19 protein-coding genes are annotated in these 18,602 nt (G+C 65.6%); 12 read left to right on the forward strand and 7 right to left on the reverse strand.

Annotated elements, in window-relative coordinates; all coding sequences use genetic code 11:
• Positions 1-104 precede the first annotated feature (104 nt).
• Positions 105-1,925: a glutamine--fructose-6-phosphate transaminase (isomerizing) gene (glmS, locus tag OSH05_RS13820; protein ID WP_104219968.1), complete on the forward strand. Its 1,821-nt coding sequence runs from the start codon at positions 105-107 to the stop codon at positions 1,923-1,925.
• A gap of 117 nt (positions 1,926-2,042) precedes the next feature.
• Positions 2,043-2,777 carry a DUF502 domain-containing protein gene (locus OSH05_RS13825; RefSeq protein ID WP_104219967.1) on the forward strand — a complete coding sequence of 245 codons (735 nt, stop codon included), beginning with the start codon at positions 2,043-2,045 and terminating at the stop codon, positions 2,775-2,777.
• 20 nt (positions 2,778-2,797) lie between these two features.
• Here the strand turns inward: OSH05_RS13825 and OSH05_RS13830 are convergent, their stop codons facing one another.
• Entirely contained in the window at positions 2,798-3,691 is an 894-nt protein-coding gene (locus tag OSH05_RS13830; protein WP_104219966.1) for an SDR family oxidoreductase, read from the reverse strand.
• 134 nt (positions 3,692-3,825) lie between these two features.
• On the opposite strand from OSH05_RS13830, the gene OSH05_RS13835 reads away from it, so the two are divergent.
• Complete coding sequence (locus tag OSH05_RS13835; protein WP_104219965.1) at positions 3,826-4,827, forward strand: AraC family transcriptional regulator; 1,002 nt, start codon at positions 3,826-3,828, stop codon at positions 4,825-4,827.
• Here the strand turns inward: OSH05_RS13835 and OSH05_RS13840 are convergent.
• Together OSH05_RS13840 and recG are read right to left on the reverse strand one after the other, a co-directional pair.
• Entirely contained in the window at positions 4,776-6,533 is a 1,758-nt protein-coding gene (locus tag OSH05_RS13840; RefSeq protein WP_104220031.1) for a chloride channel protein, read from the reverse strand. The two genes, OSH05_RS13835 and OSH05_RS13840, sit on opposite strands and share 52 nt — an antisense overlap.
• A 161-nt stretch (positions 6,534-6,694) precedes the next feature.
• Positions 6,695-8,797: an ATP-dependent DNA helicase RecG gene (gene recG, locus OSH05_RS13845; protein WP_104220030.1), complete on the reverse strand. Its 2,103-nt coding sequence runs from the start codon at positions 8,795-8,797 to the stop codon at positions 6,695-6,697.
• An 87-nt stretch (positions 8,798-8,884) separates the two neighbouring features.
• Here recG and OSH05_RS13850 point away from each other — a divergent pair, with 87 nt between their 5' ends.
• The 5 genes from OSH05_RS13850 to OSH05_RS13870 are packed head-to-tail and all read left to right on the forward strand — an operon-like array spanning position 8,885 to position 12,429.
• Positions 8,885-9,799 carry a class I SAM-dependent methyltransferase gene (locus tag OSH05_RS13850; protein WP_104219964.1) on the forward strand — a complete coding sequence of 305 codons (915 nt, stop codon included), beginning with the start codon at positions 8,885-8,887 and terminating at the stop codon, positions 9,797-9,799.
• Positions 9,796-10,545, forward strand: a complete 750-nt coding sequence (locus tag OSH05_RS13855) for a pseudouridine synthase (RefSeq protein WP_104219963.1) — start codon at positions 9,796-9,798, stop codon at positions 10,543-10,545. The genes OSH05_RS13850 and OSH05_RS13855 overlap by 4 nt, the downstream gene beginning before the upstream one ends.
• A complete protein-coding gene (locus OSH05_RS13860) occupies positions 10,542-11,726 on the forward strand; it encodes a BaiN/RdsA family NAD(P)/FAD-dependent oxidoreductase (protein WP_104219962.1) in 1,185 nt (394 codons plus the stop codon). The genes OSH05_RS13855 and OSH05_RS13860 overlap by 4 nt, the downstream gene beginning before the upstream one ends.
• A gap of 59 nt (positions 11,727-11,785) precedes the next feature.
• Positions 11,786-12,031 (forward strand): antitoxin, encoded by a 246-nt coding sequence (locus OSH05_RS13865; protein ID WP_104219961.1) that lies wholly within the window; start codon positions 11,786-11,788, stop codon positions 12,029-12,031.
• Positions 12,028-12,429: a type II toxin-antitoxin system VapC family toxin gene (locus tag OSH05_RS13870; protein WP_104220029.1), complete on the forward strand. Its 402-nt coding sequence runs from the start codon at positions 12,028-12,030 to the stop codon at positions 12,427-12,429. The genes OSH05_RS13865 and OSH05_RS13870 overlap by 4 nt, the downstream gene beginning before the upstream one ends.
• On the opposite strand, the gene gfa is transcribed toward OSH05_RS13870, so the two are convergent.
• The 4 genes from gfa to rplM form a co-directional block, all read right to left on the reverse strand.
• Complete coding sequence (gfa, locus tag OSH05_RS13875; RefSeq protein WP_104219960.1) at positions 12,430-13,005, reverse strand: S-(hydroxymethyl)glutathione synthase; 576 nt, start codon at positions 13,003-13,005, stop codon at positions 12,430-12,432.
• Between the two features lie 110 nt (positions 13,006-13,115).
• Positions 13,116-14,093, reverse strand: a complete 978-nt coding sequence (argC, locus tag OSH05_RS13880; RefSeq protein WP_104220028.1) for an N-acetyl-gamma-glutamyl-phosphate reductase — start codon at positions 14,091-14,093, stop codon at positions 13,116-13,118.
• A gap of 142 nt (positions 14,094-14,235) precedes the next feature.
• Positions 14,236-14,706 carry a 30S ribosomal protein S9 gene (gene rpsI, locus OSH05_RS13885; RefSeq protein WP_104219959.1) on the reverse strand — a complete coding sequence of 157 codons (471 nt, stop codon included), beginning with the start codon at positions 14,704-14,706 and terminating at the stop codon, positions 14,236-14,238.
• Between the two features lie 2 nt (positions 14,707-14,708).
• Positions 14,709-15,173, reverse strand: a complete 465-nt coding sequence (gene rplM / locus OSH05_RS13890) for a 50S ribosomal protein L13 (protein ID WP_104219958.1) — start codon at positions 15,171-15,173, stop codon at positions 14,709-14,711.
• A gap of 297 nt (positions 15,174-15,470) precedes the next feature.
• Between rplM and OSH05_RS13895 the strand changes: the two genes are divergently transcribed.
• From OSH05_RS13895 to OSH05_RS13910, 4 genes are all read left to right on the forward strand, one after another.
• Positions 15,471-15,926, forward strand: a complete 456-nt coding sequence (locus OSH05_RS13895) for a VOC family protein (RefSeq protein WP_104219957.1) — start codon at positions 15,471-15,473, stop codon at positions 15,924-15,926.
• Complete coding sequence (locus OSH05_RS13900; protein ID WP_104219956.1) at positions 15,923-16,726, forward strand: SH3 domain-containing protein; 804 nt, start codon at positions 15,923-15,925, stop codon at positions 16,724-16,726. Before OSH05_RS13895 ends, OSH05_RS13900 begins: the two co-directional genes overlap by 4 nt.
• 5 nt (positions 16,727-16,731) lie before the next feature.
• Entirely contained in the window at positions 16,732-17,163 is a 432-nt protein-coding gene (locus tag OSH05_RS13905) for a CoA-binding protein (protein ID WP_104220027.1), read from the forward strand.
• A gap of 135 nt (positions 17,164-17,298) precedes the next feature.
• The gene (locus OSH05_RS13910; protein ID WP_104219955.1) at positions 17,299-18,579 is read left to right on the forward strand and encodes an O-acetylhomoserine aminocarboxypropyltransferase; all 1,281 of its coding nucleotides are present in this window, start codon (positions 17,299-17,301) and stop codon (positions 18,577-18,579) included.
• Positions 18,580-18,602: the final 23 nt, after the last annotated feature.

Genomic DNA, 18,602 nt, shown 5'->3' on the forward strand with positions numbered 1-18,602 from the left:
GACCCTCCATGACCGGCCGAAACGCGACGTGATTTCCGTGTCTTTCGGCGGATCGTTAAGCATCGTCGCCTAGGCTGCCATTCTTCCAGCGGGGACGGATCGTCATGTGCGGTATCATCGGCATTCTTGGCCAGACGCCCGTCGCGCCCTTGCTCGTCGATGCGCTGAAGCGGCTCGAATATCGCGGTTATGATTCGGCCGGCATCGCCACACTGGAGGACGGGTCGATCGAGCGGCTGCGGGCCGAGGGCAAGCTGCGCAATCTCGAGGCGAAGCTTGCGGCCTCGAGGAAGCTCGGCCGCACTGGTATTGGCCATACGCGCTGGGCCACCCATGGCGCGCCGACCGAGCGCAACGCCCATCCGCATGCGACCGAGCGGCTCGCCGTCGTCCATAACGGCATCATCGAGAATTTCCGCGAGCTGCGCACCGAATTGGAAGCCAAGGGCCGGCGTTTCGTTTCCGATACCGACACGGAAGTGGTGGCGCATCTCGTCACGGTGGCGATCGAGGAGGGGCTTTCGCCGCATGCCGCGGTGGCCGCCGTGCTCCCGCGCCTCACCGGCGCCTTCGCGCTCGCCTTCGTCTTCGACGGCGAAGAGGATCTTCTCATCGGCGCCCGCCGTGGCAGCCCGCTCGCCATCGGCTTCGGGACGAGCGAGATGTTCTTAGGCTCTGATGCGATCGCGCTCGGGCCGTTCACCGACGAGATCACCTATCTCGACGATGGCGACCATGTCGTGCTGACGCGCGCGGGTGCCGCGATCTTCGACGAGAGCGGCGCTGCCGTGACCCGCGCCATCGTCCGCTCACAGGGCGCGACCTATGTCGCCGACAAGGGCAATCACCGCCATTTCATGGTGAAGGAGATCCACGAGCAGCCGGAAGTTGTCGGCCATACGCTGGCGCATTATCTCGACTTGGCCAGGGGCGAGGCGAGGGCGCCGGAGGGAATCGACTTCGCCAAGGTCGACCGCCTGTCGATCACGGCCTGCGGCACGGCTTACTACGCCGGCTCTGTCGCACGCTACTGGTTCGAACAGATCGCGCGCCTGCCGGTGGATATCGATATCGCCTCGGAGTTCCGCTACCGCGAGCAGCCGCTCGCGCCGGGTGGTCTGTCGATGGTCATCTCGCAATCGGGCGAGACCGCCGACACGCTGGCCTCGCTTCGCTACGCCCGGGCAGAAGGTCAGAAGATCGCCGCCGTCGTCAATGTGCGCGAATCGACCATCGCCCGTGAGGCCGATGTCGTGCTGCCGCTGCTCGCCGGTCCAGAGATCGGTGTCGCCTCGACCAAGGCATTCACGGCGCAGCTCGCCGTCCTCGCCGCCACCGCGATTGCCGCCGGCAAGGCGCGCGGCGTCCTCTCGTCCGACGCAGAGGCTCACCTTGTCCGGGCCTTCTCCGAGGTTCCTCGCCTGATGCACGAGGCTCTGAAGCTCGACGCGCAGATCGAGGCGCTGGCTCGCGAGCTCTCCAAGGTCCGCCACTGCCTCTATCTCGGCCGCGGCACGTCCTATCCGATCGCGCTCGAAGGGGCGCTGAAGCTGAAGGAAATCTCCTATATCCATGCCGAAGGCTATGCGGCGGGCGAATTGAAGCATGGGCCGATCGCTCTGATCGACGAGGAGATGCCCGTCGTCGTCATCGCGCCGCATGACCGCCTGTTCGAGAAAACCGTCTCCAACATGCAGGAGGTCGCGGCGCGGGGTGGCCGCATCATCCTGATCACCGACAAGGCCGGCCGCGACGCCGCCGCGATCGACGCGATCGAGACCTTGGTCTTGCCCGAGATGCCGTCCAGCGTGACGCCGCTCGTCTACGCGATTCCCGTCCAGCTCCTCGCCTACCACACCGCCGTGATCATGGGCACGGATGTCGACCAGCCGCGCAATCTGGCGAAATCGGTGACGGTGGAGTAGGCGCAACCTGACGTCCTGCCTCCTATTCGGGCGATAAGTTCGGGATCAAGCGCTGGTCATCCTTTTTTGCGCCGTCATAATGCGGTGCCATAGTCGCTGGACGAAGAAGGAGACGGCATGAGTCTCGACGATTCCCAGCTGCCGCCGGTGTTCGAATCGCGCCGCGTTCGGTTTGCCAAGCGCCTAAGGAACTATTTCCTGACCGGTCTCGTCATCGCGGCGCCGATTTCTATCACGATCTATCTCACATGGGCGCTGATCAAGTGGATCGACGGATGGGTGAAGCCCGTCATCCCGCGAGAATATACCCCGGATTCCTATCTGCCCTTTTCTGTGCCCGGATTCGGCGTGCTGGTCGCCGTTGTCGGGCTGACGCTGCTCGGGTTCCTGACGGCGAATTTCGTCGGCAGGACGCTGGTCGGCCTCAGCGAGCAACTCGTCGGACGCACGCCGCTGGTGCGCAATCTCTATGGCGCGCTGAAGCAATTGTTCGAGACCGTCCTTTCCAGCAAGGGCAAGTCGTTCCACAGGACGGCGCTGCTCGAATTCCCCCGGCCGGGTCTTTGGTGCCTCGTCTTCGTCGCCACCGAGACCAAGGGCGAGATTCGCCAGCGGCTGGCGGAGGGCGACGAGGAATGGGTGACGGTCTTCCTGCCGCCGACCCCGGCGCCGACCGCCGGCTTCATGCTGTTCGTCCGGAGCAGCGAACTGATCGATCTGGACATGAGCGTCGAGGACGGTGCCAAGCTCATCCTCTCCGCCGGCCTCGTTTCGCCGGAATATCCGCCGATTCCGAAGCCGGGCGCGGCGATCCCGAACGGATCGCCGCCACCAAGCGCGGCGACGGTGTAAGGGCCGCGCGGTGCGCTCCCTCAGACGCTGAAATAGCTCGGATGATCGAGGTCGGTGAGAAGTCCCGGCTGCGTCGGCGCCCAGCCGAGCTTCTCGCGCGTAAGCCGGCTCGACGCTCGGACATCCATGGCCGCGAAATTGGCAAACCAGCCGAAATGCCCGGCCACCTCTTCCAGTGACTTCGAGACGACCGGAAGGTTCAACCGACGGCCGATCAGCGCCGCGATGTCGCGGAACGGAACGCCTTCCTCCGCGATCGCGTGATAGGGGCCTTCTTTGGCGCCGCGCTCGATGGCGCGGCGGAAGACGGCGGCGGCATCCAGGCGGTGCACGGCTGGCCAGTGGTTTTCGCCCTCGCCGATATAGGCCGAGACTCCCTTTTCGCGGGCGAGGCGGATGAGAATCGGGACGAAACCTTGGTCGCCATGTCCATGCACCGAAGGGGGCAGGCGAACGGTGGCAGCCCGCACGCCCTGGTTCGCGAGGGCGATCGCCGTGGCCTCGGATGCCCGGGCATACCGGGCCGAGGGCGGAACGGCCGCATCCGCTTCCGTAGCCAGGCGGCCCTGTGCCAGGAGGGCCAGACCGGACGTCACCAGCAGCGGCCGATCCGTCCCGGCGAGTTCGGCCCCGAGCGCCTCGATCGCGCGCCGGTCGAGCTCGCAATTCTCGGCGAATTTCGAGAAGTCGTGGTTGAAGGCGGTGTGGATCACGCCTTCCGCCTCCCCGGCGCCGCGGCGCAGGCTGTCGATATCCTCAAGTGACCCCAGCCGAGCCTCGGCGCCGATCGCGGCCAGCTTTTGGGCCGCCGCCTCGGTCCGCACGAGCCCGAGCACATCATGTCCCGCGCCCAGAAGTTCCTGGACCACAGCCGAGCCGACCCAGCCGCTCGCACCCGTTACGAACACACGCATCGCTATTCTCCATTTGGATGATGTGGGATCCGTCCGTTCCCGGGGCGGCCCATTCGCCACAAACTAGGGAATGGATACGAGACGATCCACGCGCTATCATCCGCCATATCTTCGCGATCGTCCGAGATGCGCCTGTGGATCCACTTTCCGACGTGCTGTCGCTGCTAAGGCCGCGCAACTATCTTTCCGCTGCGTTCGATGCCGGCTCGCCCTGGTCGATCCAGTTCCCGGACCAGCAGGGCGGCATCAAATGCAACGCCGTGGTGTCGGGAGAGTGCTGGGTCCAGGTCGAGGGCGTCGCGGACGCCCTGCTTGTGAAGGCGGGGGATTTCTTCCTGCTGCCGAGCGGGCGGCCGTTTCGTCTGGCGAGCGATCTCGATACGCCGCCCGTTGCCGCCGAAACGGTTTTCGCGGATGTGCGCCGAGATGGCCGGACCGCCTTGCTCAATGGCGGCGGCGATTTCTTCGCCGTCAGCAGCCGCTTCGCGCTATCTGGCGATCATGCCGATATGCTGCTCGGTATGCTGCCGCCGATCGTGCATATCCGCAAGGAATCGGACCAGGCGGCGGCGCTGCGCTGGTCGATCGAGCAGACGATGCAGGAATTGCGCGGGGGGAAGCCGGGCAGCTTCCTGCTGGTGCAGCATCTCGCCCATATGATGCTGCTCCAAGCCTTGCGGCTCCACCTCAACGACCGCGGCAGCGGCCGCGTCGGCTGGCTGTTCGCGCTGGCGGATCGGCAGATCGGCCAGGCGATCGGCGCCATGCATGGCGATCCCGCCCATCGCTGGACGCTGCAGGAACTGGCGGCGCAAGCCGCCATGTCGCGATCGACCTTCGCGCTCCGCTTCAAGGCGATGGTGGGATCCTCGCCCATGGAATATCTAACGCGCTGGCGGATGCTGCTGGCAGCGGACAGGCTGACGCACTCGGCCGACCCGGTCTCGGCGATCGCTCACGCGCTGGGCTATGAGTCGGAGAGCGCCTTCAGCACGGCCTTCCGGCGCGCCATGGGATGCTCGCCGCGCCAATATGGGCGGATCGGCAGCCCGGCGCTCGCGCCGGACGGCGAGGCGACAGGCGCTCAGACCTCTCCGGAGAGATCCCGCCGCGCCTTGTCGAGTTCCTCGGCATAGCGGCGCAGGAGATGGGCTTCCGTCAAGAGGCCGATGACATGACGGTGGGTGGGGTCGTCGACCACCGCGAGTTCTTCGCTCTCCGCCGCATCGAAACTTCTGGCGGCTTCCTTGGCGCTCATCTCGGGCGTCAGGCAATCTTTGCGATAGCGGCAGAGTGCATCAACCGTGGCTTCGTCGTCGCCGTTCGCGGCATGGGCATCGGAGACCAGGATGATGCCCGCATAGGTGCCGACCGGATCGGTCACGACCACCCGCTGGGCCGAGCCGAGCGGAAAGGCGCTGCGGAAGCCGTCGAGGCGCAGGGTCGACAAGACCATGCGAACATCGGTGCGCATCATTCGGCCGACCGTCAGGTCGCGGAGCAGGCCGATGTCCTGCGCGCCGCGAATGGTCTCGCCGCGCAGATGCAGCCGCCAAGTCGAGAAGGAATAGCCGAAAAGCTGGCGCACCGTGATCGCCGAAAGAATGGAAGCCGCGAGCACGATGCCGGTAATGGCGAGGTCGCCGGTCGCCTCCAGCGCCAGGAACGTCATGGTCAACGGTCCGCCGATGACGCCGACGCTGAGCGCGCTCATGCCGACGATGGCGGTCACGGTCGGGTCCAGGGCATGGGCGGGAAATGCCAGCGCCATCACCATGCCGAAGAACTTGCCGCACAGCACGCCCAGAAAGAGCGAGGCGAAGAACATGCCGCCGCGAAAGCCCGCGCCGATCGAGGTCGAAGTTGCCGCGACCTTGGCTAGTATGACAAGCGCCAGGGCGCTGAGCGAGGTCGTCTCGGCGAGGTTCAGATAGAGCGCACCGTGGCCGCCCGAAATCGCCTGCGGCGTCACCAGCGCCATCAGGCTGACGGCCGCGCCGCCGATGACGGGGCGGACAAAGCGTGGCAGGCCGCTGGTCTGAAATGCCTGCTCGACGAGGCTGATCAGCCGCATGATGCCGATGGCGACGAGACCGAGCAGTACGCCGAGCGCCAGATAGGGCGCGTAGGCGGACGCCTCGACATGAAAGTCGCCGGGGATCGAGATGAAGTGCTGCTCCATCCCGAGGCCCCGCGCCGTCAGGAATCCGCAGATCGCCGCGGTCAGTACCGGCGCGACATTGGCGACGGAATAGACGCCGATAATGAGTTCGAAGCCGTAGAAGGCGCCGGCGAGCGGCGCCCCGAAGGCCCCCGCGATCGCCGCCGCCGAACCGCAGCCGACGGCAAGGCGAAGATCGGTCCGGCGCAGGCCAAGCCGCATGCCGATCGTCGAGGCAATGCCGGAGGAGACCTGCGTATAGCCTGCCTCAAGCCCGACAGAGGCGCCGAAGCCATTGGAGACGACGTTCTCCAACCCGACGCGGAGACTGTCGCCGAGCGACATCTGCCCGCCGCGCAGCGCGTTCGCCTCAATCGGGTCGACGATCGGCGGTCGTGGCTTGCGGAAGATATAGAGGATCACGCCCATCAGCATGCCGCCTACGAGCGGGAAGCCGCAGCGCCAGACCGGCTCGATCGCCGGAATGGCCGAAAGGCGCGCCTCCGGCGGAATGGCGAACAGAAATTCATGCAGCAACTGCGCGACGCTGCCGATCCCCGCCGCCACCGCGCCGCCGATCACCCCGATAACTGCCGCGACGATGAGGAACCAAGGCTCGCTCGACCGGGCGCGGGCACGAGCCCTCGGTTTCAGCCAGTCGAGAAGGGATTGGGCGATCATGGACGGCAACGGCAAGCGGCGACGGGTACCGGCAGTCTCGACCGGCTCGTTCCTTCCTAGCGGCAATGGATGACGGAAGCGAGGCGGTTGGGTGGGCCTGTTCATCTCAGCGGGGAGGGTTCAAGCGGAGTTTCGGCTTTCGACTTCGTGGCCTTTTGGACTTACCCCGCCCTGAGCAGCCTGATCGCCGCGTCTCGCCGGTATAGATACAGCAACAGCCTGAGCGCCTCGCCGCGCGGGCTTTGGAGCCCCGGGTCGGTTTCGACGACAAGGCGGGCGTCGTCGCGGGCGATTTCCAGGAGGCGCTGGTGGTGCTCCAGGCTGGCGATGCGGAAGCCGGGCGTGCCGGATTGGCGGGTGCCGAGCAATTCGCCTTCGCCGCGCAGGCGCAGGTCTTCCTCGGCGATGCGGAAGCCGTCTTCGCTGTCGCGCAGGATGGCGAGCCGGTCATGCGCCACCTGGCCGAGGGGGCCGCGATAGAGCAGCAGGCAGGTCGACGGCTTGGCGCCGCGCCCGACCCGGCCGCGGAGCTGGTGAAGCTGGGCAAGGCCGAAGCGTTCCGCATGCTCGATCACCATGATCGTCGCATCTGGAACGTCGACACCGACCTCGATGACGGTGGTGGCGACGAGGATGCGGGTCTCGCCGGCGACGAAGCGGCGCATCGCCTCGTCCTTCTCGGCGGCCTTCATGCGGCCGTGTACGAGGCCGACCACCGGGCCTAGCGCCTGCTGCAGCATGGCGAAGCGTTCGGCCGCCGCCGCGGCGTCGACTTCTTCCGATTCCTCGACCAGCGGGCACACCCAATAGGCCCGCGCGCCGCCCGCGACCGCCCGGCCGATCCGCTCGACGACCTCGCCGAGCCGTTCGAGGGGAATGGTGCGCGTCTCGATCGGTTTCCGGCCGGCCGGCTTCTCGGTCAGGCGCGAGACATCCATGTCGCCGAAGGCGGTCAGCACGAGCGTGCGCGGGATCGGCGTTGCCGTCATCACCAGCATATCGACCGCAGCGCCCTTGGCGGCCAGCGCCAGGCGCTGGTGGACGCCAAAGCGGTGCTGTTCGTCGACGACGGCAAGGCCGAGATCGCGGAATTCGACACCCTCCTGGAAGACGGCATGGGTGCCGACGGCGAGATCGATCGATCCGTCCGCGAGACCCGTCAGGATCGCCTCGCGCTCGCGGCCTTTCTCGCGCCCGGTCAGGATGGCCATGCGGATGCCGGCGACCTCCGCGAGCGGGAGTAGCGTCTTGGCATGCTGGCGGGCGAGCAGTTCGGTCGGCGCCATCAGGACCGCCTGCGCGCCGCTCTCGATGACGATCGCCGCCGCCATCAGGCCGACCAGCGTCTTGCCCGAGCCGACATCGCCCTGCAACAGGCGCAGCATCCGATCCGGCGCGGCCAGATCATGCTCGATTTCGCCAATGGCAGCTTCCTGGCTAAGGGTCAGGCTGAAGGGCAGCGCCTGCCTGATGGCCTGCCGCATTTGTCCGTCGCCGGTCCGGGTCCGCCCCGCGCTGCGGCGGAGATTGGCCCGCGTCAGCGCCAGCGCCAGCTGGTTGGCCAGCAACTCGTCATAGGCGAGCCGCGCGATCGAGGGACCCGCCGGATCGAGATCGGCGGGGGTGACGGGGGCGTGGACGAGGGCGAGCGAATCTTTGAAGCTTTGCCATTTCTCGCGCGCGAAAAGCGCGGGATCCAGCCATTCCGGCAGATCGGGGCAGTCGGCGATCCCACCTTGGATCGCCCGGGCGAGGGTCTTGCGGGCGAGGCCCGCCGTCATTGGATAGACCGGCTCGATCCGCGGCAGCTTCTCGAAGGCCTCGCGGTCGACGACATGGTCGGGGTGGACCATTTGCGGGCGGCCATTGAACCATTCGACCCGGCCCGAAACGAAGCGCGTTTCGCCGACCGGCATGGTCCGCTCGAGGAAACTGCGCTCGGCATGGAAGAAGACGAGCGCGATTTCCCCGGTATCGTCAGAGGCATAGACGCGATAGGGAACCTTGCGGTTGCCGGGCGGGGAGGGCTGGTGGCGGTCGATCCGCACCTCCAGCGTCACGATCGCTCCCTCCGGCGACAGCGCGACGCCCGGCTGGTCGCGCCGGTCGATCAGCCCGACCGGCAGGTGGAGCAGGAGGTCGATGACGCGCGGCTGGTCCTCGTCGGCGCCCAGCAGGCGGCCGATCGCCTCGCCGATCTTGGGCCCGACCCCGGCAAGGCTCGTCACCGGACGGAACAGCGGATTGAGGATTTCGGGGCGCATCGCGGCTTTCTGATTCTCCTGTCGTGGCGAGACTATCAGCGGTCCGCCCTTTCGCCAGCGCGCCGACCGCATTAGGAACGAGGCGACATGGCCAACTCAGACCTCCATGGCGTCTATGGGACGCCGCCGCCCGATCTCGCCGACATCCCTGCCGGCGCGATCCAGTTTTCTCCCCTCATCCCCGGCGCCGAGCGGCTGGCGGAGCGCCAAGGCGCGCTCGCCTCGCTGACAATGCTCGCCCCGCCCGGCACGATCGACCGCCGGCACGACCTTGCCTTGGCGCTTCGCGCCCTGCGGGTCGGCGGGGAACTGGTGGTGCTGGCCCCGAAGGACAAGGGCGGCGCGAGGCTTGCCGGCGAATTGGCCGGTTTCGGGCTTGCGGTGGCCGAACTGTCGAAGCGGCACCATCGCATCTGCCGCGCCGTCCGGCCGGAAGCTCTTGACGGCATCGACGAGGCGGTCGCCGCGGGCGCGCCCCGCCTCATTGAGGATCTCGGACTCTGGTCGCAGCCGGGCGTCTTCGCCTTCGACCGTGTCGATCCCGGCAGCGCGCTGCTTCTGGCCCATCTCAGGCCGCTTTCGGGCCGAGGGGCCGATTTCGGCTCCGGCATCGGTGTCCTCGCCCATGCCGTCCTCGCATCGACGGAGGTCAGCGAACTGACGCTGATCGATGTCGATCGCCGGGCGATCGACTGCGCCCGCCGCAACGTCGCCGATCCTAGGGCGCGCTTTCTCTGGGCCGACCTGCGCAAGCCCGACACAGCGCCATCCGGGCTCGATTTCGTCGTCATGAACCCGCCCTTCCATGATGGCGGCACGGAAGATCGCGCGCTCGGGCAGCTCTTCATCGAGCGGGCCGCGCAAAGCCTTCGCAAGGGCGGCATGCTCCATCTCACGGCGAACCGGCATCTGCCCTATGAGGCGCCGTTGGAGCGGCTCTTTGCCCGCGTGCGGCTGGTCGTCAGCGAGCAGGGCTACAAGATCTACGAGGCTCAGCGATGAGCCCATCCGTTCCGACGATGCGCCTCGACCGGCTGCTCGCCAATCTCGGCTATGGCTCGCGAAAAGAGGTGCAGAGCCTCATCGAGGGTGGTCGCGTCATTCTCGATGGCGAGGTCGAGGACGATCCGTCGCAACGGCTCTACATCAAGGCCGACCTCACCAGCCGCATGAGCGTTTCCGGCGAGCCGCTCGATCCCCCGCCGGGACTGATGGTCCTGATGCTGCACAAGCCGCTCGGCGTCACCTGCTCGCACAAGGAAACCGGTCAGCTCGTCTATTCGCTGCTGCCGGAGCGCTGGCGGCGGCGCGATCCGGTGATATCGACCGTTGGCCGGCTCGACAAGGAGACATCCGGCCTCCTGCTGATGACCGATGACGGCGGATTGCTCCATCGCATCATCTCGCCGAAACGCCATGTCCCCAAGCGTTACCATGTCTGGCTGGACCGCCCGATGAACGGCGACGAAGCAGAGCGGCTTGCTGCGGGCACGCTGATGCTGGAGGGCGAGGAAAAGCCGCTCTTGCCGGTTGAGATGGAAACGATCTCCACAACTGAAGTCCGCGTCGTGCTGCATGAAGGCCGCTATCATCAGGTGCGCCGCATGTTCGCTGCGCTCGGCAATCACGTCACGACGTTGCATCGCGACCGGATCGGCGGCTTGGACCTCCCCGCTGATCTTCCGGCCGGCGCGTTCCGCTCTTTGAGCGATGCGGAGATCGCCGCTGTCCTCGGCGGATCGGCATGAGCGATCCGGCCTTCGACGTCATCGTGATCGGCGCCGGCGCCGCCGGCATGATGTGCGCGATCGAAGCGGGGAAGCGCGGCCGCTCCGTGCTCGTCCTCGACCATGCCAAGGCGGCGGGCGAAAAGATCCGCATCTCCGGGGGCGGGCGCTGCAATTTCACCAATCTGAACACCTCGCCGAAGAACTTTCTCTCCGGCAATCCGCATTTCGGCATCTCGGCGCTCAGCCGCTATCAGCCGAAGGATTTCATCGCGCTGGTTGGCCGCCACGGCATCGCCTGGCACGAGAAGACACTCGGCCAGCTCTTCTGTGATGGCTCGGCGCGCCAGATCGTCGACATGCTGCTTGCCGAGATGCAGGCTGCTGGCGCGGAGCTACGCCTTGCGACCGAGGTTTCGAATGTCGAGCGGACGGCCGACGGCTTCCGCGTCACGACGCCGGGCGGAGCGCTCGCCTGCCGATCGCTGGTGGTCGCGACCGGCGGTCTATCGATCCCGAAGATGGGGGCAACGGGCTTCGGCTACGACATCGCGCAGCGCTTCGGCGTCCCGATCGTGCCGACCCGGCCCGGATTGGTGCCGCTGACACTGACGCCGGATCTCCTCGCGCGACTGCTGCCGCTCGCCGGCGTCGCGGTCGATGCGTCGGTGCGATGCGGCAAGACGCGGTTCGACGAGGCGATGCTCATCACCCATCGCGGCCTCAGCGGCCCGGCGATCCTGCAGATCTCTTCCTATTGGAAGCAGGGGGAGACGATCGAGATCGCCATGGCTCCTGGCATCGATTTCTTCGAGGTGCTGCGAACCGCTCGTACGCAGCGCAGCCGGCAGAGCCTCGTCACGGTCCTCGCCGATTATCTCCCGCGCCGCCTCGCGCAGCTCATCGCCGAGACGCATGGCGCCGACCGCCATCTTGCCGACCTTTCCGACAAGGTGCTGCGCGCCGTGGAAATGGACGTCAATCGCTGGGAGGTTCGCCCGGCGGGCTCGGAGGGATACCGGACCGCCGAAGTCACGCTCGGCGGTGTCGATACCAAGGCACTCGATTCGAAGACGATGGAAGCGAAGTCGGTACCCGGCCTCTTTTTCGTCGGCGAAGTCGTCGATGTCACCGGCTGGCTCGGCGGCTACAATTTCCAATGGGCCTGGGCATCGGGCTGGTCGGCGGGGCAGGTGGCGTAGGATATTCTTGTTGTTCGGAAATGGCTGGCCTATGCTTTGGCATATGCCGGAGAATTTTCATGTCCGAGAAGCGTCAGGTCAAACTGTTCCGCAATGGCCGAAATCAGGCCGTCCGGATTCCGCGTGAGTTCGAACTGCCCGGTGAGGACGCCATCATGACCAAGGATGGCGATCGTATCGTTATCGAGCCGGCGAGGGACCATGCGTCGCTCGCCGACATGATTGAATGGCTTCGAACTCAACCGCCGCTGGACGAGCCATTTCCAGAGATCGACGAACTGCCGCACACACCCGTCGAATTCTGATGGCGCTTCTGCTCGATACCAATGTCATTTCAGACATTGCGCGCCATCCCTTCGGAAGCGCCGCCAGCCGGGTCCTCGAACGTCGAGGCGAAACGCTGTTCACCAGCATTATCGTCGTCGCCGAGATTCACTTCGGGCTCGCAAAGTCTGGCTCGGCACGGCTCGCGCAGATTGTCGGCGGCGTGCTCGATTTGATCCGGATTTTGCCTTTCGAGGCACCGGCGGATGAGATTTACGGTCGGTTGCGTGCCGATCTTGAGCGTTCGGGCCAATTGATCGGCCCGAACGATCTGCTGATTGCGGCTCAATGCCTTGCCGGTGACTTCATGCTTGTCACCGACAACATCCGCGAATTCTCTCGCGTGCCTGGCCTCAAGGTCGAGAACTGGATCCGCTGATCAGTCCTTCAGCACGCCCGACTTCTTGGCCGCGAAGGTCGAAAGCGCGTCCATGAGGGGTGGGGAGAGGCAGTCATAGGGTTCGAGGCCGAGTTCGCGGATGCGGCCGCGTATGCCGCCCATCCGGCTCGGGTTCACGCCGCCCTCGATCACCGACGAGACGAAGGCCGCGAATTGCGGTGCCTGCCAGCCGGATTCCCGAGATAGTTCGGTGTGGACGAAGGTGAGGCCCTTGAAGGCATGGTCGCGCTCGACGGGGCCGTGCATATGCACGCCGCAGACCTTGCACGCATGGCGCAGGATGAGGGCGGACGGGTCGACGATGGCGAGCTTGTCGCCGTTGTCGGTCACCGTCACCTTGGGCGTCGGCGCCACGGCAACGACCGAGAATACGGCACCGGTCGGCTTCCAGCATTTGGTGCAGCCGCAGGCGTGGTTATGGACGACCTGGCCCTCGATCTTCACCTTCACCGGCTTGTCGAGGCAGTGGCAGACGAGCGTGCCGCCACTGAAATTATCGGAACCGGCCTTGATGCCGTGATCGATGGCCGGGTGAAGCAGGACCGCCTCTGGCATGTTTCGCTCCCTCTCGTTCTTCAATCCCCGTCCGCGCGGGGTGAACCGAGAGTAGACCCGATCCGACGCCGCGCAAGTCAAGGATTGGAGACCCGCCAGGGAGCGGCTCGTCAGAGGCCGGCGGCCTCGTCGACACCGAGCGCCAGATTGAGGTTCTGCACTGCGGCGCCTGAAGCGCCCTTGCCCAGATTGTCGAGCACTGCCATGGCCACCGCCTGGCCGTTCCGCTCGTTGCCGACGACCAGGATGCGCAGCCGGTTGGTGCCGTTGAGGCTTTCCGGATCGATCAGCTCCTGATAGCCGGCCGCGCCGGCACGAGCCTCCTTCAGCACGGCGGCGTCGCGCGGCGACAGCACCTCAATGAAGGCCTCGCCGTCATAGTGCGCGGCATAGGCATGCTCGAGGTCGACGACGCCCGGCTTGCCCGGCAGGCGATGAAGATGCAGCGGCACCTCGATGATCATGCCCTGTGCGAAGCGGCCGACCGACGGCGTGAACAGCGGAGCCTCGGCGAGGCCGGCATATTCGCGGATCTCGGGCAGGTGCTTGTGTGCCATCGTCAGGCCATAGGGGCGGAACGCGTCGCTCGTTCCCTCGGGCGCCGGCCGCTCGAACTCGGCGATCAGGCTCTTACCCCCGCCCGAATAGCCGGAGATGCCATTGACGAAGATCGGCCAATCGGCGGGAACGAGCCCGGCGCCGACCAGCGGGCGGAGGAGGGCGATGGCGCCGGTGGCATAGCAGCCCGGATTGGCGATCCGCGTCGACTTAGCAATTGCGTCCCGCTGGCCCTTGTCGAGTTCGGCGAAGCCATAGGCCCAGCCGTCAGCGACCCGGTGCGCCGTCGATGCATCGATGATCTTCACGGCCGGATTGGTGACCAGCGAGACGGCCTCGCGCGCGGCATCGTCCGGCAGGCAGAGGATGACGGCGTCGGCACTGTTGATGATCTCGGCCCGTGCCGCCGGATCCTTCCGCCGGTCGGGATCGATCGATAGCAGCTCGATGTCGCGGCGGCCTTCAAGGCGCTGGCGGATCTGCAGCCCGGTGGTACCGGCTTCGCCGTCGATGAAGACCTTCGCTACCATGTTCATCTCCATAGGATGCGGATCTCGCCCGCTATCGGGCGATCCTCGCATGCGGATCATCAAGTGGTTGTGACGGGACAAAAGAAAAGGGCGCCCGGTTTCCCGAAGCGCCCTTTCGAAACAGCGTCGTTGCGACGCGCGATCAGCGCTTCGAGAACTGGAAGCTGCGGCGGGCCTTGGCGCGGCCGTACTTCTTGCGCTCGACCACGCGGCTGTCGCGGGTCAGGAAGCCGCCCTTCTTGAGGACGCCGCGCAGTTCCGGCTCGTAATAGGTCAGAGCCTTCGAGATGCCGTGGCGCAGCGCGCCGGCCTGGCCCGAAAGACCGCCACCGGCGACCGTCGCGTGGATGTCGTACTGGCCCGTGCGATTGGCGACGCCGATCGCCTGGCGAACAAGCATCTGCAGGACGGGGCGCGCGAAATAGACCGAGAACTCCCGATCATTCACGACGATCTTGCCGGAGCCCGGCTTGATCCAGACGCGGGCGATGGCGTTCTTGCGCTTGCCGGTGGCATAGGCGCGGCCCTGCGCATCCAGCTTCTGGACGTGCACTGGCGCGGCGTTCTCCGACGATATCGAGACGAGGTCCTGGAGGGACTGGAGCTCAGCCATGTTCAGGCAATCCTCTTGTTCTTCGGGTTCAGCGCGGCGACGTCGAGGACTTCCGGCTGCTGGGCTTCATGCGGATGCTGCGGGCCGCCATAGACGCGCAGGTTCGAGAACTGGCGACGGCCGAGCGGACCTTCGGGGAGCATGCGCTCGACGGCCTTCTCGATGACGCGCTCCGGGAAGCGGCCCTCGATGATCTGGCGCGGGGTGCGCTCCTTGATGCCGCCGATATAGCCGGTGTGCCAGTAGTACTTCTTGTCGGTGTATTTGCGGCCGGTGAAGACCGCCTTTTCCGCATTGATGATGATGATGTTGTCGCCATCATCGACATGCGGCGTGAAGCTGGCCTTGTGCTTGCCGCGCAGACGATTGGCCACGATGGTGGCGAGCCGTCCAACGACAAGACCTTCGGCGTCGATCAGAATCCACTTCTTCTCGACATCCGCCGGCTTGGTGGAAATGGTGCTCATATCGAAACTCGTTTCCGTTGCCCCAGAAGGGCGGAAGGTGAGGGGCGTCATCGCCCGGAAAACTCATTCTGGGCTTTGGAGGGGCTTCTAGCTGTCCGTCATGGATCCGTCAAGTTGTTAATAGCACGTCGGTGATTGGGAATTCTCGTAAAAACAATGACTTAGAGAAAGCGGTATAATGATACCGTATTCGGCGGCGAATTGGTTGGGCTGCTCACGTCGATCCGGCGCCGTGAACGGCCTGTACCGCGCGGGCCGATCGGCTATGCTGCGCCGCCCTCAGCACGGAGGTCTTTGATGGCCGAACACGGACTTGCGCCCCGCCTCAATATCGTCACGCTCGGTGTGTCGAATGTTGCGAAATCGAGAGCGTTCTACGAGGCGCTCGGCTGGCACCCGTCTTCGGCAAGCCGCGATTCGATCGTGTTCATTGATTTGGGCGGCGTGGTTCTGGCCCTCTTCGATCGCGATCATCTCGCGGACGACGCGACAGTGGCGCCGGCCGGGGATGGTTTCCGCGCTGTCACCCTCGCTCACAATGTCGAGAGTGATGCGGAGGTCGACGCGGCGCTTGCTCATGCGGAGCGGGCGGGAGCGCGCATCGTGAAGCCTGCGTCCAAGGTGTTCTGGGGCGGATATTCGGGCTATTTCTGCGATCCTGACGGGCATCTCTGGGAGGTGGCCCATAATCCCTTTGTTACCCTCGATGGCCAAGGCCGTCTCCAGCTTCCCCCACCTGAGCGCGAATCATGATTCGAACCTATGCCCTTGCTTTGGCGCCGCTGTTTGTTCTCGGCGCGACCGCCGCGATTGCCGCGCCGAAGCCTTATGAACCTCTCACTGTCACCTACGACACGACGGGTTCCGACGATCCCGAGCTGAAGACGTTCATCGAAACGCTGCAGAAGGCGGTCGACAGCGGCGACGTCGCGACGCTGAAGGCCTCCGTCGCGCAGGATCTGAAGATCTACGCGCCGCTCATCGGTTTTCCGGATGAGGCGCCGCCTGCGGCACTCGCCAACCCCGACAAGCATCTCGGCGAACAGCGCCTCGACGAGGCGGCCGCGAAGACCACGTCGTCGGATACGGATTACAGCCGCGAGGATCTGGACAGCCTCATCGTCGATGTCTTCGGCATGGCGCTCGAGCCGAAATCCATCGGCAAGTCCAAGACGGCCGATGGCGCTCTCTGCTCTCCGGCCGAGGCGGCGTTCGACCGGCAGAAGGCGCTCGATATCGCGGCGGCCGCGGATGTGCCGCCGGGCAATCTGTGGATCCTCTCCGATAAGACGGATTTTCGCGAGAAACCGAACCTCTCGGCCCCTGTCGTCGCGACGCTGCCGGCAGGGACGATCGTTCCCTTCCTCGAAGGCTCGGTCGAGGTGACGCCGGCCGAACAGACGGATGAGGACTGGTATTCGGTCGTGCTTCCGTCGGGCAAGATCGCCTATGGCGCCAATGATTCTTCGCTGGCCTTCCAGGCCGTCTCGGTCTGCTACGCGAAGACGGATGGTCACTGGGCCGTGACCGCGATCGTCGTGCCGGGCGTATGAGCATGGTGGACCACGACCATTATGACGACGCCTATCTCCGTGAGATCCTCGCCGGCACCCGCACGATTGCGATGGTTGGCGCCAGTGCCAACGCATCTCGGCCGAGCCATGGGGTTCTCGGCTATCTGATACGGGCCGGCTACGAGACCTATCCGGTGCATCCGGGACTTGCCGGGCAATCGCTGCTGGGCCGGCTCGTCTATGCGCGGCTCGCCGATGTGCCGGTGCCGATCGACATGGTCGACGTGTTCCGCAACTCGGATGCCATCGCCGCGCTTGCCGATGAGGTGCTCGCTCTCCCGACGCTGCCGAAAGTGGTCTGGCTGCAGCTTGGCATCCGCAATGACGAGGCGGCCGCCAAACTTGAGGCGGCCGGCATCCAGGTCGTCATGAACCGCTGTCCGGCGATCGAGCGGCCTCGTCTGCTGGGCGCCTGAACGGCAAGCGTCTGTAGATGGCCCCTCGTGGAATTTCGTCCTCAAGAAGTGATGCCTGACGGTATGGCTTTCTTTGCCGCCGCGCTCGGCTCGCTATATCGGTAGTCAAGCTACGATCTATGAGGGAGGAACGACATGGCTGAAGACAGGCTTCCGGGGTTTTCGACGCTGGCGATCCATGCCGGGGCGCAGCCCGATCCGACGACCGGAGCGCGAGCGACACCGATCTACCAGACGACATCGTTCGTCTTCGAGGATGTCGACCACGCGGCGTCGCTATTCGGCCTGCAGGCCTTCGGCAACATCTATACGCGGATCGGCAATCCGACCCAGGCCGTGCTCGAGGAGCGGGTCGCCGCGCTCGAAGGCGGCACGGCGGCGCTCGCGGTAGCCTCAGGCCATGCGGCCCAGCTTCTCGTGTTCCACACGCTGCTGGAGCCGGGTGACGAATTTGTTGCCGGCAACAAGCTCTATGGCGGTTCGATCAACCAGTTCAATCATTCCTTCAAGAGCTTCGGCTGGAACGTCGTCTGGGCCGATACGGACGACATCGCCTCGTTCGAGCGGGCTATTACACCGAAGACCAAGGCAATCTTCATCGAGTCGATCGCCAATCCCGGCGGCATCGTCACGGACATCGCCGCGATAGCCTCGATCGCTAAGCGTGCCGGCGTTCCGCTGATCGTCGACAATACGCTGGCGACGCCCTATCTGATCCGTCCGATCGAGCATGGGGCGGATATCGTCATTCATTCGCTCACCAAATTCCTCGGCGGCCATGGCAATTCGATCGGCGGCATTCTCGTCGATGGCGGCCGGTTCAACTGGCTGCGCGAGGGGCGCTATCCGAAGCTGTCGCAGCCGCGTCCCGAATATGGCGGCATTGTCATCGGCGAGACCTTCGGCAATTTCGCCTTCGCGATCGCGGCCCGCGTCCTGGGCCTCCGCGATCTCGGCCCGGCGATTTCGCCCTTCAACGCGTTCCTGATCCAGACCGGCATCGAGACGCTGCCGCTGCGCATGCAGAAGCACTCGGACAATGCCCGCGCCGTGGCTGAATTCCTGGCCGATCATCCGGCCGTCGCCTGGGTCAGCTATGCCGGCCTGCCGGGCGATCGCTACTATAATCTCGGGAAGCACTATTCGCCCAAGGGCGCCGGCGCGGTGCTGACCTTCGGCTTGGCGGGCGGCTATGAGGCCGGCGTCAAGCTTGTCTCCTCGGTCAAGCTATTCTCGCACCTCGCCAATATCGGCGACACGCGATCGCTGATCATCCATCCCGCCTCGACGACGCACCGCCAGCTCTCCGACGAGCAGAAGGTGGCGGCCGGTGCCGGTCCCGACGTCGTCCGTCTTTCGGTCGGCATCGAGGACAAGGAAGATATCATCGCCGATCTGCAGCAGGCGCTCGGCTGACGCGATGCGATGGCCGGGCCGCG

Origin of the sequence: Kaistia algarum (genome assembly GCF_026343945.1) — a bacterium.
GTDB lineage: Bacteria > Pseudomonadota > Alphaproteobacteria > Rhizobiales > Kaistiaceae > Kaistia > Kaistia algarum.